Below are 15,516 nucleotides of genomic sequence, written 5' to 3'. Positions count from 1 at the left end.
GTTGAAAAATTGGGAGATTGTTTATTGTTTAATCGATAAACGCTTATGCCTAAAGATCAATCGATATATTTATTTTTTGTGGTTAATTTGATTGATTTATTGTTTCGACATTAAATAATTCTTTTTAACTGATTGCAATTAAATATTTTGTGCAATTACAAAACCACTTGCCCAAGCCCATTGGAAATTGTATCCACCGAGCCAACCAGTTACATCCAGGCATTCGCCACCAAAAAACAAGTTTGGTATTTTCTTACATTCTAAAGTTTTCGAAGAAATCTCATTAGTATCTATTCCACCACGCATTACTTCGGCTTTATCGTAACCTTTATCGCCAGCTGGCTTAACTTTAAATTGATGAATAGTTTGCTCAATTAAATCTATTTCTGCTTTTGTTAAAGAAGCTACAGGTTTAGTTAAAGGCAAAAACTTACCCAATGCATCAGTAAATTTTTTGGTATAATAGCGGTTCAACAAAGTTGATAAAATAGTTTTACCATTCGATTTACGTTCTTCAATTAATAATGAAACAACATTTTCGTTGGGTAAAAGATTGAGGTTAATGACCTCGCCCCTACGCCAAAATGATGAAATTTGCAGAATTGCAGGTCCGCTTAAGCCCCAGTGTGTAAATAAAATATTTTCTTCGAAAGAAATATCGTTATTACTTACTTCGCAAAAAATAGAATTACCAGAAAGCTGGGCAAACCATTCCTCATCTTTACCAGTAATTGTTAAAGGAACTAAAGCTGGAGCAGTTTCTACAATTTTTAAATTGTGTTTCTTAGCAAAGCGCAAAGCGAAATCGGTAGCACCCATTTTAGGAATAGGCAAACCGCCTGTTGCAATCACCAACTTTTCGGCGGTTATTGAGATACGCTTTCCGTTCTTATCGTAAGTTACTTTATAGCCATCCGGCAAAATTTCAATATCCTTAACATCTGCTTTAGTCCTAATCTCCTGTCCAAAATCCTCGCAAATAGAAGTAAAAACCTCAACTACATCTTTAGCATTTTTCTCATCAGGAAATAATTGTCCCAAAGTTTTTTCTTTACCTCGTATGCCGTAAGTTTCGAAAAAACTAATTGTATCATCAACGGTCCATTGGTTGAAAGCAGATTTTATAAAATTAGGATTCGCAGAGATAAACTGCTCTGCTGATGCAAATTGATTGGTGTAATTACAACGACCACCACCAGAAATTAAAATCTTAGCACCAGGTTTTTCGTTTTTTTCGAGCACGATAACCTTTTTACCAAGATAGCCAGCTTGCACGGCACACATCAATCCACAAGCACCTGCTCCAATAATTATCGCTTCTGCATCCATCATTAAACCTAAAATTGTTACTTTTGTGCAAAATTAGCATAATTTTCAACCCCTCATGGCAAAACAGATCAGCGAATTAAAATTAGGTATATTAGGTGGAGGACAATTGGGCAGAATGCTCATTCAACAAGCAATTAACTACAACGTAACTTCGTTAGTTTTAGACCCAGACCCAGATGCGCCTTGTAAACATATCGCAAACTACTTCGAAAATGGTTCTATAACCGATTTTGATACCGTTTATAATTTCGGAAAGAAAGCGGATATTATTACCATAGAAATTGAAAAAGTAAATATTGATGCCTTAGAACAATTGGAAAAAGAAGGTAAACAGGTTTTTCCTCAATCTCGAGTAATTCGTTTAATTCAAGATAAAGGTGTACAGAAGCAGTTTTTTAAAGAAAATGACATCCCTACATCTCCTTTTCAAATTGTAAACACCAAAGAGGATATGGAAAATAGTCCATTCCAATTTCCATACATTTTAAAATTGCGTAAAGATGGCTACGACGGTAAAGGTGTAATGAAAATTAATGGTACTGAAGATTTAAAACATGCGTTTGATGCACCTTGTATTATCGAAAAACTTGTTGATTTTGATAAGGAAATTGCTGTAATTGTTGCACGTAATTCCAAAGGTGACATGAAAACTTTCCCAATGGTGGAAATGGAGTTTAATCCTGAGGCAAATTTGGTTGAGTTTTTGATTTCACCGTCTACTTACGCAGAAAGCTTACAACAAAAAGCAGAAAACATCGCAAAGAACATTGCTTCGGCAATGAATATTACAGGGATTTTAGCTGTGGAAATGTTTGTTTGTAAAGATGGCGAGTTGCTGGTTAATGAAGTTGCTCCTCGGCCGCATAATAGTGGTCATCAAACTATCGAAGGAAACTATGTTTCTCAATTTGAGCAACATATACGTTCTATTTATAACTTACCTTTAGGTGATACTTCGAGCATTACAAACGCAATTATGATTAATTTATTGGGTGAGAAAGGTTCGGAAGGTGTAGCTAAATATGAAAACCTGGAAAAGATTTTAAGCATCGATGGCGTTTACGTTCATTTATATGGTAAGAAATATACTAAACCATTTCGCAAAATGGGCCATGTAACCATAGTAGATATCGATAGGGAAAAAGCTATTGAAAAAGCCAGATACGTTCAAAAAACATTAAAAGTAATCGCTTAACTAAATAAGCACTAAAGATTTAAAAATTAAAATAAATATAATGAATGCGAAAGTAGGAATAATTATGGGTAGCAAGTCTGATTTGCCTGTTATGCAAGATGCTGCTGATATATTAACAGAGTTTGGAATCGATTTTGAAATCACAGTAGTTTCTGCTCATAGAACTCCTGAACGTATGTTTACTTATGCTAAAGAAGCGCATAGCAGAGGTTTAAAAATAATTATTGCTGGTGCAGGTGGCGCTGCTCATTTACCAGGAATGGTAGCTTCTATTACTACGCTTCCAGTTATTGGTGTTCCAGTAAAATCATCAAATTCTATCGATGGCTGGGATAGTATATTATCTATCTTACAAATGCCAAATGGTATTCCTGTGGCTACTGTTGCACTAAATGCAGCTAAAAATGCAGGTCTTTTGGCTGCTCAGATTTTGGCAACAGCCGACGAATCTTTAACAGTTAAAATGCAAGAATATAAAGATGATTTGAGAAAAAAAGTTGAAGACAGCGCAGCTGAGTTAGAAAGTAAATAATAATTCTTAAAAAAATGCTCTCAGAGATGGGATTATTATTATTTGTGATAGCATCGGCTTTTAGACTTTATAACCTAATTATTATTTTAACAAATCTGGTCAAAATAAAGCTTATTGTTTTGATACAAATTCTGATGACGATTATTGGAGTTTGTATTATGAGGCTCGAATCTCGTTTTAGCAGAAAATAATTTTGAAAACGCAATTTACTTCTCTATTATCCCGATGGATTAGGATTTATTAATTGGAAACCTAATTAATTCAAACTTGGATCTGTTGGGAAATTGCTTACATGAGCATATTTTGGCCCTAAATTTACAATAACATCACGCCACAATTGTTCATCATCATTTCCAAAAATGATATCAGGATTTGAGATATCGCTTACCATCCATGCGTTTTGCTCAATCTCTTTTTTCAGCTGTCCATTATCCCATCCAGAATAACCCATAAAGAATTTGATTTCATTTTCTTCAATAGCATTAGTATTGATTAAAATTTTCAGGGTTTCAAAATTGCCGCCCCAATAAATTCCATTTCCAATTTCTTCGCCACTTTGTAGCTTTTCGTAGCTTCTGTGTATAAAATGCAGGGTATCCGAAGCAACTGGACCACCAAAGTAAATTTGATTATCAGCTGCCCATAAATCCTGTATCACATCTTTTAAAAGCAGGTTTCCTGCCTGATTTAGGATATAACCAACAGAACCCTCTTCATCGTGTTCGGTTAATAAAACAACTGATCTTTTAAAATTTGGATCAGTCATAAACGGTTCTGAGATAAGTAAACGGCCTGTTTTCGGTTTTATATTGTTCAGCATGATGATAATCATTTGTTGCACCATAAAAGATGCCTATTTTTGTTTATGCAAGTTACAAATGAAATTCTACAAAACCTGCGCCAAGATTATAAAAGCGCCACGTTAGACGAAGCTGACGTAGATAATAACCCTATTACTCAATTTAAGAAATGGTTTGATGAAGCTGTTAAAGCAGAAGTTTATGAGCCAAATGTTATGACTTTGGCTACAGCCGATAAAGCTGGCAAACCAGATGCCCGAATTGTATTGCTAAAAGGCGTTGATGAAGACGGTTTTAGATTTTTTACTAATTACTTAAGTGCAAAAGGTAAAGAGCTAAAAAGAAATCCTTACGCGGCTTTGGTTTTCTTTTGGCCTGATTTAGAAAGACAAGTACGTATTGAAGGCGTAGTTGAAAAGTTAGATAAGGAAACTTCTGAAGAATATTTTAAAACCCGTCCAGTTGCAAGTCAGATTGGTGCAGTTGCATCTCCTCAAAGTCAGGTTATAGCAAATAGACAAGTTTTGGAAGAAAAATTTGAGGAATTAAAATCTAAAAACGAAAACAGAGAGATTGCGAAACCAGCGCATTGGGGTGGTTATATTGTTAAACCCACCCGAATCGAATTTTGGCAAGGAAGAAGAAGCAGGTTGCATGATAGGATAAATTTTGAATTTGTTAAAGGCAGTTGGGTAAAAAACAGATTAGCACCATAAAAAGCCTGTAAAAATAAATAGAGATACGCTATCCAGCCATATCTCTATTTTTTAACTAATCATTAACTAACCTAAATTTACTAGGAAGTATCTTTATAAAAACGTTTCGATTTTTAAAAATCTTAACGGCTATTTTCTTTATTTAATAAGCAATTGAAAAGCTTATTTGTTTTTCTTGATGAATCAAATATCATAAGAAAACGAGCATTTTTATAGCTAGTATCGATGAATAATTGGTATGTATCGATTAAAAATAAAGCTTATATTTTCATCAGTTATTTTAACAAAATTTAACTTTAAAATTTTGTTAATCAACTAATTAAAGCTTATTAGTTTTGCTGAAAATTTGATAAAAATTAAACTATATGATTGTTTAAACGACAAAAGTCATTCTGTAAACAGAATGACTTTTGCATTTGGTAAAATAAGCAATATTAATAACCTGGGTTTTTGGCTATGTTTGGATTTGCGTTAAGTTCATCGGTCGGAATCGGCCAAATGTACCTGTAATCGCTGTAAGCTATTGATGCTTTTCCTGCAACTGTTGTTGGTCTCAAAGTAACATCCCAATTAGTACCAGTTCCACTTAAGGCTGTAACTAAAATTTTAGCAGGAATTCCACCCCCAGCTACCTGGAAATTAGCATCCTGAGATAACCTTGTAATATCTGGCCATCTTCTACCCTCACCAGCAAATTCTATTCTACGCTCATTTAATATGGCTTGGGTAAGTGCATTTTGAGTTGTAAAACTAGCAATAGTATATTGACTAGCAGTTGGAACTGCCCTGTTTCTTACTGCATTTAACAGGCTTAAGGCCCTTGTATCTAGCGCAATAGTTCTCGAATAAGCCTCTGCAACATTTAATAAAACTTCAGCATAGCGAATTATTGGTGCGTAATCTGTTTTATTAGTGTAATCTCTAAACTTATAATTGAAGAAATATTTTGCACCTGTGGTAGTTTGCTGAATTTGTAAAAGTGTTCTTCTGGTATCGCCAGTTACCCAAAATGCAGCATTATACAAATTAGGACTTGTTGCAACCAAACCGCGACCACCTAAACTAGCAGGACCAAACATATTTGGTAATGCGCCATTTACGCCACCGTTCGCAGCAGCACTATTTTCTATCGAAAAAATAGATTCTGTATTGTTACTAAAGCTCGTAAAAGGCCCGTCAGGTGATGTTGTTAAAGCATAATTACCAATAGCACTTGTATATGGTCCTGCTGCTGCAGAAGTACCCAGTTTAGCACCTTCGGTTATTACACCTGCGAAATCATTCATGTGAAGTTTAACTCTAGTTTTTAATGCAATTGCAGCCCCTTTTGTAGCTCTTGTAATCGCATAGGTAGATCTCGTTGCAGGAAGATTTGTTTCGGCATAATCTAAATCAGCTAAAATTTTAGTATAATCTTCTGCAACTGTTCCTCTTGGAACTAAAACCTGCGACGTTACGGCATCAGTTGAATTAACTGCTACCGTACGGTAAGGCACGCCAACATTACTTCCATTTCCATCAACATAAGGACGTGAGAAATTGATAACCAACTCGTGATGAGCTAATGCTCTTAAAAAGCGAGCTTCGGCAGAATATTGAGTAGATACAGCAGTTGTTATCGTTCCTTTTGCTGCAGCAGCTTCTACCCCAGCAATAAGTATATTACATTGATTTATTAAAGCATATAAATTACTCCAAAGATTAATGTTATTTGCGGTTGTAGAAGTATAAGTAGATTCGTAAGTGATCTGAAAAAATGTTGCCAAATTCACCATATCTTCACCTCTCATTTCGCCTTGCTCTATTGAGGCTGCCCCAAAAGGATAACCACGACCAGAACCGCCACTGTATGTACCCACCGCTGCTGTATTATAAACTCCAGCAGCTACTAGTTCTATGTTTGCAGGCGTGTCGAAAGCGGTAGCTTCAGAAAGGGAGTTAATTGGGTTTAACTCTGTGTATTTTTTGCAAGAACTTACCGAAAATGTAATTAAGAGTAAGATTGCGTAAATAAATTTATTTTCTATTTTAAAATTCTTCATATCAGTATGTTCTTAAAATCCAACATTTAAACCAATTAAAAATGTTCTGGCTTTCGGGTTGGTATTGTAATCCAAACCAGCCTGGCTATTAGTTGATGTACTATAATTTAATTCAGGATCTAAACCAGAATATGGAGTTATCACAAAAGCATTTTGTACTTGTGCGTAAAGGCGTAATCGGCTAAGCTTGATTTTATCAGTAAATAATTTAGGGAAAGTATAGCCTAAAACAAGATCCTGAGCTCTGATAAATTTACCATCCTCAACAAAACGAGATGAAGTACTCGATGTTAAGTTTGTAAAGGCATCTCTTCCATAATAAACTTTTGGCACATTGGTAACTTGTCCTGGAGTGGTCCATCTTTCTAAAATTTCCGTACCGTTGTTTAAGAATTTTTGATTTAAAAGACTTTCCTGACGGGTAATGTTCATCACTTTGTTTCCACCAGAAAACACCATATTGATATTTAAATCGAAACCTTTATAACGGAAAGTATTTACTAATCCACCATAATAAGTTGGGTTAGATTGTCCTAATATCTTCTTATCTGAAGCTGCTAAAGTGGTAGCGGTAGTTAAAGCGGTCGGATTAGCAGCATCATAAACATAGTACGTTTGATTAGCAATGTTACCTTGAATAATTTGTCCAGTCGATTTTACATACAGTGGATTACCATTCGCAGGATTTACGCCAGCATATTCATATCCATATAAAGAACCAATTGATTCGCCAACTCTATTAACGTTATAGGTATATGTAATATCAGAATTGTTGTTAGAAAGTTGCGTAATTTTATTTTTAACAAAAGTGATGTTAAAAGATGTATTCCATTTAAACGGACTATCTCTAAAAATATCTGCACTAACCGCAAATTCATAACCCTTATTGTACATTTTACCGACGTTTTGATTAATAGAGTTACCAGGAACACCTAACGAAGGAGCTGTTGGCGCAGCAAGAATCAAATTATCGATATTGTTTTTAAAGTAATCAGCTGTTAACGTAATGCGACTATCAAACATTGTTGCATCAATACCAACATCATATTTACCACTTGTTTCAAATTTTAATGAACTATTACCAACCTGAGTATAAGCTAAACCGCTTTGTACACCATAAGTAGCTGCACCAAAAGTTCCAGCAAACGGATAATTACCAATATCTGTATTACCAGTTTTAGCATATCCACCACGAATTTTTAAATCGTTAATGAATTTTAAATTTCCTTTCATGAAATCCTCCTGAGAAATTCTCCATCCGATAGATGCACCGGGAAGTTTTGCACTTTGATTCCCTAATGGAAGTGAAGAAATTGCATCAATTCGATAGGTTCCAGATACTAAGTAACGATCTTTGTACGCATAATTTGCTCTCGCGAAATACGATTTATAAGCATTTTCTGATACTCCACCACCAATATCGAAAGTAGATTGAGTTAGCGAGTTACTAATTATATTTTCTCCGCTAAAAAATGTACTCGACAATTGAGAACCACTTGCATAAAAATACCTGCTGCTAGATTTTTGATATTCTAAACCAACCGTTGCACCAAATGAATGATCGCCAATCGTTTTGTTATAAGTAGCCGTATTTGTCCAACTATATCTGGAAACAGGAATATATTGTTGAAGCTCCGACCCTTTGGTTGCGCTACCTCCATCTCCATGTAAAGGATCTAAATATCTATAGTCCTCTCCAAACATATTTTGAGTAGAAACTTGCGAACGAAGATTTAAACCATCAATAATTTTAACATCTACAAAAGCATTTCCCAGCAAACTAAATGTTTGATTACTGAAAATATTATGATCCAATACGTATTTGATATTTGTATAGTTATCATCAATTTCCTTTAAGTTGGCGCCTCTACCCAAACGAGCATTATCCGAACTTAAATTGTAAGAACCATCAGCATTAAAAGCACCAACATTCGGTAAGGCCCTAATTGCATTACCAATATTGCCAGATAACGAACTTGTGCCTGAATTTAAACCTGTATTTTTAACGTAAGAGCCAGTTATACTTGCTCCAAAAGTTAAATAATTATCTAAAGCTTTTTGCTCAAATTTGCCCGAAAATTGATACTTAGTTTGATTGTTTCCTACAGTTGTGCCTTTTAAATCGGCGTATCCTAAAGAGAAATAATAGTTAGATAAATCCGTTGCTCCGCTAAATGAAATGTTATGGTTTTGTTGGAAAGCATCTTTATTAAAAACCAAATCTTGCCAGTTGGTATTAATTACATTACCTGATGCATCGTAACCTAAAACCGCTTGTGGTGTAGTTGTACCAGAATTATAAAGTTTTTCGTTTGCAATGGTTACAAATTCTTGTGCATCTAACAAATCAAAACGTTTAGCAACATTTGCCCAGGCAAACCAGGAGTTGTAATTAACCTGGGTTTTTCCTTTTGTACCTCTTTTTGTAGTAATAATGATTACACCATTAGCGCCTCTTGAACCATAAATAGCCGTAGCTGCACCGTCTTTTAATACATCAACACTTTGAATATCATTCGGGTTAATATCTCCTAACGGGTTTACAGATGCAACGCTACTAGAACCGCCAGAAATAATAACCATTCCATCAACAACATATAATGGATCAGCTCCTGAAGATATACTGTTAGTACCACGAATACGAATACGTGGTGCCGCACCCAGTATGCCACTCGAATTTGTTACCTGTACGCCGGTAATTTTACCAGCAAGCGCCTGATCGAAACTGGCAACTGGTTTTCCAGCTAAGTCTTCGCCTTTAATACTCGCGACCGAACCTGTAACATCTTTACGTTTAGCTGTACCATAACCAATTACGACAACATCAGTTAAAGCTTTTGTATCTGATACTAGCGATACATTAAGTTTAATAGATTTTCCAGTAGAAATATTCTGGGTTGAATAACCAATTGATGAAAATTGTAGAACCGATGATCCGCCAACCTTAATCGAATAAGTTCCGTCAGCTCCTGTAGAAACGCCAATTTTGCTATTAATAACTTTCACACTCACACCTGGAATTGGTAAACCATCATCTTTTGAGGTTACCACACCAGTAATAGTTCTCTCCTGCGCCGAAACTTTTGTTACCAGCAATACCATAAAGAACAACAAACACTTTAGTAGTTTTCTTTTCATTTACATTTAATTTTAGTTTAAATAGTTAATAATACATTTGAAGAACTAATCATAGCATAGCCGTTGAAGAACTGGAGAAAGTCCTGCTTAACTGTACCACTAAAATGATTAGTCAGTATTTTTCATCATATTGGAAAGCTTGAGAGGATTTCCTGTTCTTTACGAACAAATGCGATGATTAATAATTCGAGAACTAATAAAGTTGATTCGAAAAATATAAAGTGTTAAGTAACGATGAACTGAATATTTGTGTCGATAAATAATTAAATTAATGTTAAATCACTGTTTTTATTTAAAAAGAACATTTTTTTCTATTATGAAGCCCTTTCGTAAAGAAAATAAAGATAATTTTGATATTAAATCAGTATTGAAACAAAGTATTAGCAATAGTTAGCGAATACTTTTAATAAAACTAACCAAAATGATAAAAAAAATTTCAGTTATAGGTTCGGGAACAATGGGAAATGGTATTGCACACACTTTTGCCCAGTTTGGATATGAGGTAAATCTAATTGATATTAATCAGGTAGCATTAGATCAGGCTTTGCAAACGATTACCAAAAATTTGGATAGACAAGTGAGCAAAGCCACATTAACCGAAACTCAAAAAACGGAAACATTAAACAACATCAAAACCTATACATCAATTGAAGAAGGTGTAAAAAATGCTGATTTAATTGTTGAGGCAGCGACAGAAAATGTTGATTTAAAACTTAAAATTTTTAAGGATTTAGATGCCCATGCTCCAGCTGATGCTATTTTAGCATCAAATACATCATCAATTTCGATTACTCAAATTGCTGCGGTAACCAATCGGGGCGATAAAGTAATTGGAATGCATTTTATGAATCCTGTTCCTGTAATGAAACTTGTTGAAGTTATCCGCGGTTACCAAACTAGCGATGCAACAACAAAAATCATAATGCAACTTTCAGAAAGCCTACAAAAAACACCGGTTGAAGTAAATGATTATCCTGGTTTTGTTGCCAACCGAATTTTAATGCCAATGATAAATGAAGCAATTTATACTTTGTTTGAAGGTGTTGCAGGCGTATACGAAATTGATACCGTAATGAAATTAGGAATGGCTCATCCAATGGGGCCGTTACAACTAGCTGATTTTATTGGTTTGGATATTTGTTTAGCGATACTAAAAGTCCTTCATGATGGTTTTGGAAACCCAAAATATGCACCATGCCCATTGCTTGTTAATATGGTTGCTGCAGGTAAGAAAGGTATCAAAACCGGCGAAGGTTTCTATCAATATACTCCAGGTTCGAAAGAATTGGTTGTTGCTAACAAATTTAAAAAATCCTAATTTTTTTAGCATTTAATTTTATATTTGCTCTATGAATGAAAATCTGGATCCAGAAGCAAGCAATTTAACACCTACCGATAGAGATATTGAAAGGGTTTTGCGTCCGCAGGCTTTTGAAGATTTTACTGGGCAGGAAAAAGTGATGGAAAACCTGAAAATCTTCGTTCAGGCAGCAAAACTTCGCGGTGAAGCTTTAGATCATGTTTTGTTACATGGCCCTCCAGGATTAGGCAAAACAACTTTGTCGCACATTATAGCCAATGAAATGGCTACGGGTATTAAGGTAACTTCTGGTCCTGTTTTAGATAAACCTGGTGATTTAGCTGGACTATTAACAGGTTTAGATGAAGGTGATATTTTATTTATTGATGAAATACATCGTTTATCACCTTTAGTAGAGGAATATTTATACTCGGCAATGGAAGATTTTAAGATCGATATTATGCTCGAAACTGGCCCAAATGCTCGTTCGGTACAAATATCCTTAAATCCTTTTACTTTGGTTGGTGCCACAACTCGCTCAGGCCTTTTAACGGCGCCTTTGCGTGCTCGTTTTGGTATTAATGCTCGTTTAGCTTATTATGATGCAAAGCTTCTAACAACGATTGTACTTCGTTCATCTGAAATTTTAAAAACGCCAATTAGCGATGAAGGTGCTTATGAAATTGCCAGACGTAGCCGTGGTACACCGCGTATTGCCAATGCGCTTTTACGTAGAACGAGAGATTTCGCTCAGATAAAAGGCGATGGAAACATAGATACTGAAATTGCCCGTTATGCCTTAAATGCCCTAAACGTTGATGAACATGGCTTGGATGAGATGGATAATAAAATTCTGGTTACCATTATCGATAAGTTTAAAGGTGGGCCAGTTGGTTTAAAAACAATTGCAACTGCCGTTGGTGAAGATGAAGGTACGATTGAAGAGGTTTACGAACCATTTTTAATTCAGGAAGGTTACATTATGCGTACTTCTCGCGGACGTGAGGTTACAGAGGCTGCTTATAAACATTTAAAAAAGAATTATCCAGGTCAAACGGGTAAATTGTTTTAATATTTTCACGCAGATTTAAAATGATAAAATCCGCAGATCTTCACGGATTTCTTTAGTTGATAAAAACACAATCATTTTAAATCTGCGCTCCCTCATCTAAGAAAATCTGCGGGAAACAAATAAGTCTGCAATTGCTAATAAAGTATTGTAATCCTTAATATACCTCCTCGAATAATGTATGAGGTTTCATTTTCATTCATCCTAAAACTTAAACAAAACATTCCTAAAAAGAGTGATGCTGAATCATCAAAAAGAATTGTAAAAATCTAAATCATCTGAAGATTCAAAAACATTAACCTCATTTCTCTGTTCATTAAATGTAAAACCAACAAATATGAATATTGAATTACGTAAGTTAACGCTCGAAGATTATGCTGATTTAAAGGAATCGATGTTGCAGGCCTACGACAGTATGGGCGGATCGATTTGGCCAAAATCAAGTATTGCTAAACTTCTAAATATTTTTCCTGAAGGTCAGCTTTGTATAGCTGTCGATGATAAAGTTGTTGCTTGTTCTTTATCAATTATTGTAGAATATGATGAATACGGCGACAGACATACATATAAACTAATTACAGGCGATTATTCTTTTACTACCCATGATGCTAACGGAGATACACTGTATGGGATTGAAATTTTTGTTCACCCCGATTTTCGCGGTTTACGTTTAGGTCGCAGATTATACGAAGCCCGTAAAGAGCTTTGCGAAAGTTTAAACTTAAAAAGTATTATTGCTGGAGGAAGAATTCCTGGCTACCATACTTTTGCAGAAACTTTAACGCCGAGGCAATACATTGATAAAGTTAAAGCAAAGGAAATTTACGACCCTACCCTGACTTTCCAGATTTCTAATGATTTTCACGTAAGAAAAGTTTTAAAAAATTATTTGCCTGGCGACAAAGAATCGAAAGAATATGCAACGCTCATCGAATGGAATAATATTTATTATCAGGGCGTAGATGCTTCTGCTCGTTCTGCAATGACGATCCGTTTGGGCCTGGTACAATGGGAAATGCGTTTATTTCCTGATATGGATGTTTTTTATGAACAGGTAGAATTTTTTGTAGATGCATTAAGTGGCTACAAATCAGATTTTATCATGTTTCCAGAGCTGTTTAATACACCGTTATTGCAGCCGTATAACCACTTGCCAGAAATTGAAGCTATGCGTAAACTGGCTGAAAAAACTCAGGAAATTGTTGATCGGATGCATGAATATGCCTTGAGTTATAACGTAAATATTATTACTGGAAGCATGCCATTGTTAGATGATGGAAAATTATACAATGCGACTTATTTATGCCATAGAACGGGTAAAATAGATGAGTATAGAAAGATTCACATTACACCGAATGAGCAAAAATATTACGGAATGATTGGCGGCGATAAAGTTCAGGTATTTGATACTGATTGTGGCAAAATTGGTATTTTGATTTGTTACGATGTTGAATTTCCAGAATTGAGTAGAATCTATGCAGACCAAGGTATGCAGATTTTGTTTGTTCCGTTTTTAACCGATACACAAAACGGATATACACGAGTAAGACATTGTGCTCAGGCAAGGGCTATAGAAAACGAATGTTATGTAGCAATTGCTGGTTGCGTAGGTAATTTACCAAAGGTTAATAATATGGATATTCAGTTTGCTCAATCGGCTGTATTTACACCCTCTGATTTTGCATTTCCAACTAATGCGGTAAAAGCCGAAGCAACCCCAAATACAGAAATGGTTTTAGTAGTTGATGTAGATTTACATCTTTTAGATGAATTACACCATTATGGAACCGTTAAAGTTTTGAAAGATAGAAGAACCGATTTATATCAGACTAAGCTTTTGAAATAAAAAAAATGAGCCTATTCACTTTGAATAGGCTCATTTTATCATTCTATAAAACCGATTTATTTGTTTGTGAATTTCTAATAATCATCGTTTAATGCAAAAATAGGTTTTCTGCTCATCCATTGTCCGCCAGTAAAATCTGGAAAATCAATAGTTTCGTTACCCATTTCTATAGATTGCTCACTCAAAGGTGTAATGGCACTCCAGGCGGCAGCATCATAAACATCTAAAGGCGTTGGTTCATTTCGTTTTGCAGCTTCAATAAATGCATGTATTACAAAAAAGTCCATTCCACCGTGTCCAGCACCTTGGGCGTCACTTCCGTATTTTTTCCAAAGCGGATGATCATATTTATCTAACCATTCTTTTGCTTTATCCCAAGTATGAGGTTTACTTACACCTTCTACATAAATACCGTTATTTACATCCATCCACAATCCTTTAGTGCCCTGAAACCTAAACCCTAACGAATAAGGGCGTGGCGAATTTGTATCGTGTTGTAAAATAATGGTTTCGCCGTTTGCGCAGCCAATAGTTGTCGTTACAATATCTCCAAGTTTAAAGTTAACCTTTGCGTTAGGATGTGTTGCTCCACCCTCTTCAACGATATGTTTATGTAAGCCTAAAGCTTTTGTAGAGAATGAATTTAATTTAACAAAACGGTTTCCGCGATTTATATTAATACACTGAGCAACTGGCCCGATTCCGTGTGTAGGATATAAATCGCCGTTACGATAAACAGAATGATTTGTTCTCCATTTTGCTTCAGAAAATCCTTTCTCACCAAATTCCACTCCATGTCCGTAAGGATTAACACCATCATTAAATTTAACTTCTCTTAAATCGTGCTGATAACCGCCTTGAAAGTGAATCATTTCACCAAAAATACCTTGACGAACCATATTTAATGCAGCCATTACATCTCTGCGATAACAAACATTTTCAAGCATCATAACATGGGCATTATTTTTTTCGGCTGCATGTACAACATCCCAATGATCTTCCAGATTTATTCCCAAAACCACTTCAGTTGCCACGTATTTAATACCCGCATCAATTGCACCTAATATCATGGGCTTGTGAAGTTCCCATGGAGTTGCAATTACAACCGCTTTTATTCCTTTTAATTCAAGTAGTTTTTTCCAGGCATCTTTACTACCAGTAAAAATTTTTGGCATTGGCTTACCGCTTTTTGCAATAATTGCCTTGCTCATTTGTATCATGCGATCATCTACATCACAAATTGCAACTAAATCTACGTCTGCTCTTTTCAAAAGTAAATTCAAATGGTTTTGACCGCGTAAGCCTACACCAATCATAACAACTTTAATTTTTTCATCGGCTTGCGATGCAAATAAAGTTTTATCTGGAATGGCAGCAATAGCAGCTGTAGTTAATCCTGCATTTCTTACAAATTGTCTTCTGTTCATAAATTAATAAGGTAATAGGGTTAGAAATATTTAGTTTCACGTAGTTGTGTCGATCGAATGTATAGATATTTAAAAGTTAATTAAAGAAAATGAACTAAAAAAAATCACGCAAACGTTTGATT

Annotated in this window: 11 protein-coding genes; 6 read left to right on the top strand and 5 right to left on the bottom strand. The window is 35.1% G+C overall.

Annotation, left to right across the window (positions count from 1 at the left end; all coding sequences use genetic code 11):
- Positions 1-138 precede the first annotated feature (138 nt).
- Positions 139-1,329, bottom strand: a complete 1,191-nt coding sequence (locus ABD692_RS17000) for a BaiN/RdsA family NAD(P)/FAD-dependent oxidoreductase (protein WP_316760958.1) — start codon at positions 1,327-1,329, stop codon at positions 139-141.
- 55 nt (positions 1,330-1,384) lie between these two features.
- On the opposite strand from ABD692_RS17000, the gene ABD692_RS16995 reads away from it, so the two are divergent.
- Together ABD692_RS16995 and purE are read left to right on the top strand one after the other, a co-directional pair.
- Positions 1,385-2,524, top strand: coding sequence for a 5-(carboxyamino)imidazole ribonucleotide synthase (locus tag ABD692_RS16995; protein ID WP_316760220.1), 1,140 nt, complete (start codon positions 1,385-1,387; stop codon positions 2,522-2,524).
- 40 nt (positions 2,525-2,564) lie between these two features.
- Positions 2,565-3,056 (top strand): 5-(carboxyamino)imidazole ribonucleotide mutase, encoded by a 492-nt coding sequence (gene purE / locus ABD692_RS16990; RefSeq protein WP_344768874.1) that lies wholly within the window; start codon positions 2,565-2,567, stop codon positions 3,054-3,056.
- Positions 3,057-3,312: 256 nt separating this feature from the next.
- On the opposite strand, the gene ABD692_RS16985 is transcribed toward purE, so the two are convergent.
- On the bottom strand, positions 3,313-3,876 hold the full coding sequence (locus ABD692_RS16985; RefSeq protein WP_316760214.1) for a YqgE/AlgH family protein: 564 nt from the start codon (positions 3,874-3,876) through the stop codon (positions 3,313-3,315).
- A gap of 45 nt (positions 3,877-3,921) precedes the next feature.
- On the opposite strand from ABD692_RS16985, the gene pdxH reads away from it, so the two are divergent.
- Positions 3,922-4,572, top strand: a complete 651-nt coding sequence (gene pdxH / locus ABD692_RS16980; RefSeq protein ID WP_344768871.1) for a pyridoxamine 5'-phosphate oxidase — start codon at positions 3,922-3,924, stop codon at positions 4,570-4,572.
- Positions 4,573-5,006: 434 nt separating this feature from the next.
- Here pdxH and ABD692_RS16975 read toward each other — a convergent pair whose 3' ends face one another.
- Together ABD692_RS16975 and ABD692_RS16970 are read right to left on the bottom strand one after the other, a co-directional pair.
- Positions 5,007-6,614 carry a RagB/SusD family nutrient uptake outer membrane protein gene (locus ABD692_RS16975; protein ID WP_344768869.1) on the bottom strand — a complete coding sequence of 536 codons (1,608 nt, stop codon included), beginning with the start codon at positions 6,612-6,614 and terminating at the stop codon, positions 5,007-5,009.
- Positions 6,615-6,626: 12 nt separating this feature from the next.
- Positions 6,627-9,752: a SusC/RagA family TonB-linked outer membrane protein gene (locus ABD692_RS16970; protein ID WP_344768867.1), complete on the bottom strand. Its 3,126-nt coding sequence runs from the start codon at positions 9,750-9,752 to the stop codon at positions 6,627-6,629.
- A gap of 421 nt (positions 9,753-10,173) precedes the next feature.
- Between ABD692_RS16970 and ABD692_RS16965 the strand changes: the two genes are divergently transcribed.
- The 3 genes from ABD692_RS16965 (at position 10,174) to ABD692_RS16955 (ending at position 13,967) form a co-directional block, all read left to right on the top strand.
- On the top strand, positions 10,174-11,070 hold the full coding sequence (locus ABD692_RS16965; RefSeq protein ID WP_316760206.1) for a 3-hydroxybutyryl-CoA dehydrogenase: 897 nt from the start codon (positions 10,174-10,176) through the stop codon (positions 11,068-11,070).
- 31 nt (positions 11,071-11,101) lie between these two features.
- Positions 11,102-12,124: a Holliday junction branch migration DNA helicase RuvB gene (gene ruvB / locus ABD692_RS16960; protein ID WP_316760205.1), complete on the top strand. Its 1,023-nt coding sequence runs from the start codon at positions 11,102-11,104 to the stop codon at positions 12,122-12,124.
- Between the two features lie 334 nt (positions 12,125-12,458).
- Positions 12,459-13,967, top strand: a complete 1,509-nt coding sequence (locus tag ABD692_RS16955) for a carbon-nitrogen hydrolase family protein (protein WP_316760202.1) — start codon at positions 12,459-12,461, stop codon at positions 13,965-13,967.
- Positions 13,968-14,041: 74 nt separating this feature from the next.
- Here the strand turns inward: ABD692_RS16955 and ABD692_RS16950 are convergent, their stop codons facing one another.
- Positions 14,042-15,394, bottom strand: coding sequence for a Gfo/Idh/MocA family protein (locus ABD692_RS16950; protein WP_344768863.1), 1,353 nt, complete (start codon positions 15,392-15,394; stop codon positions 14,042-14,044).
- Positions 15,395-15,516: the final 122 nt, after the last annotated feature.

This window comes from Pedobacter ginsengiterrae (assembly GCF_039537385.1).
Lineage (GTDB): Bacteria > Bacteroidota > Bacteroidia > Sphingobacteriales > Sphingobacteriaceae > Pedobacter > Pedobacter ginsengiterrae.
The sequence above is the reverse complement of the archived record's forward strand: the minus strand, read 5'-3'. Positions and strand labels throughout refer to the sequence as shown.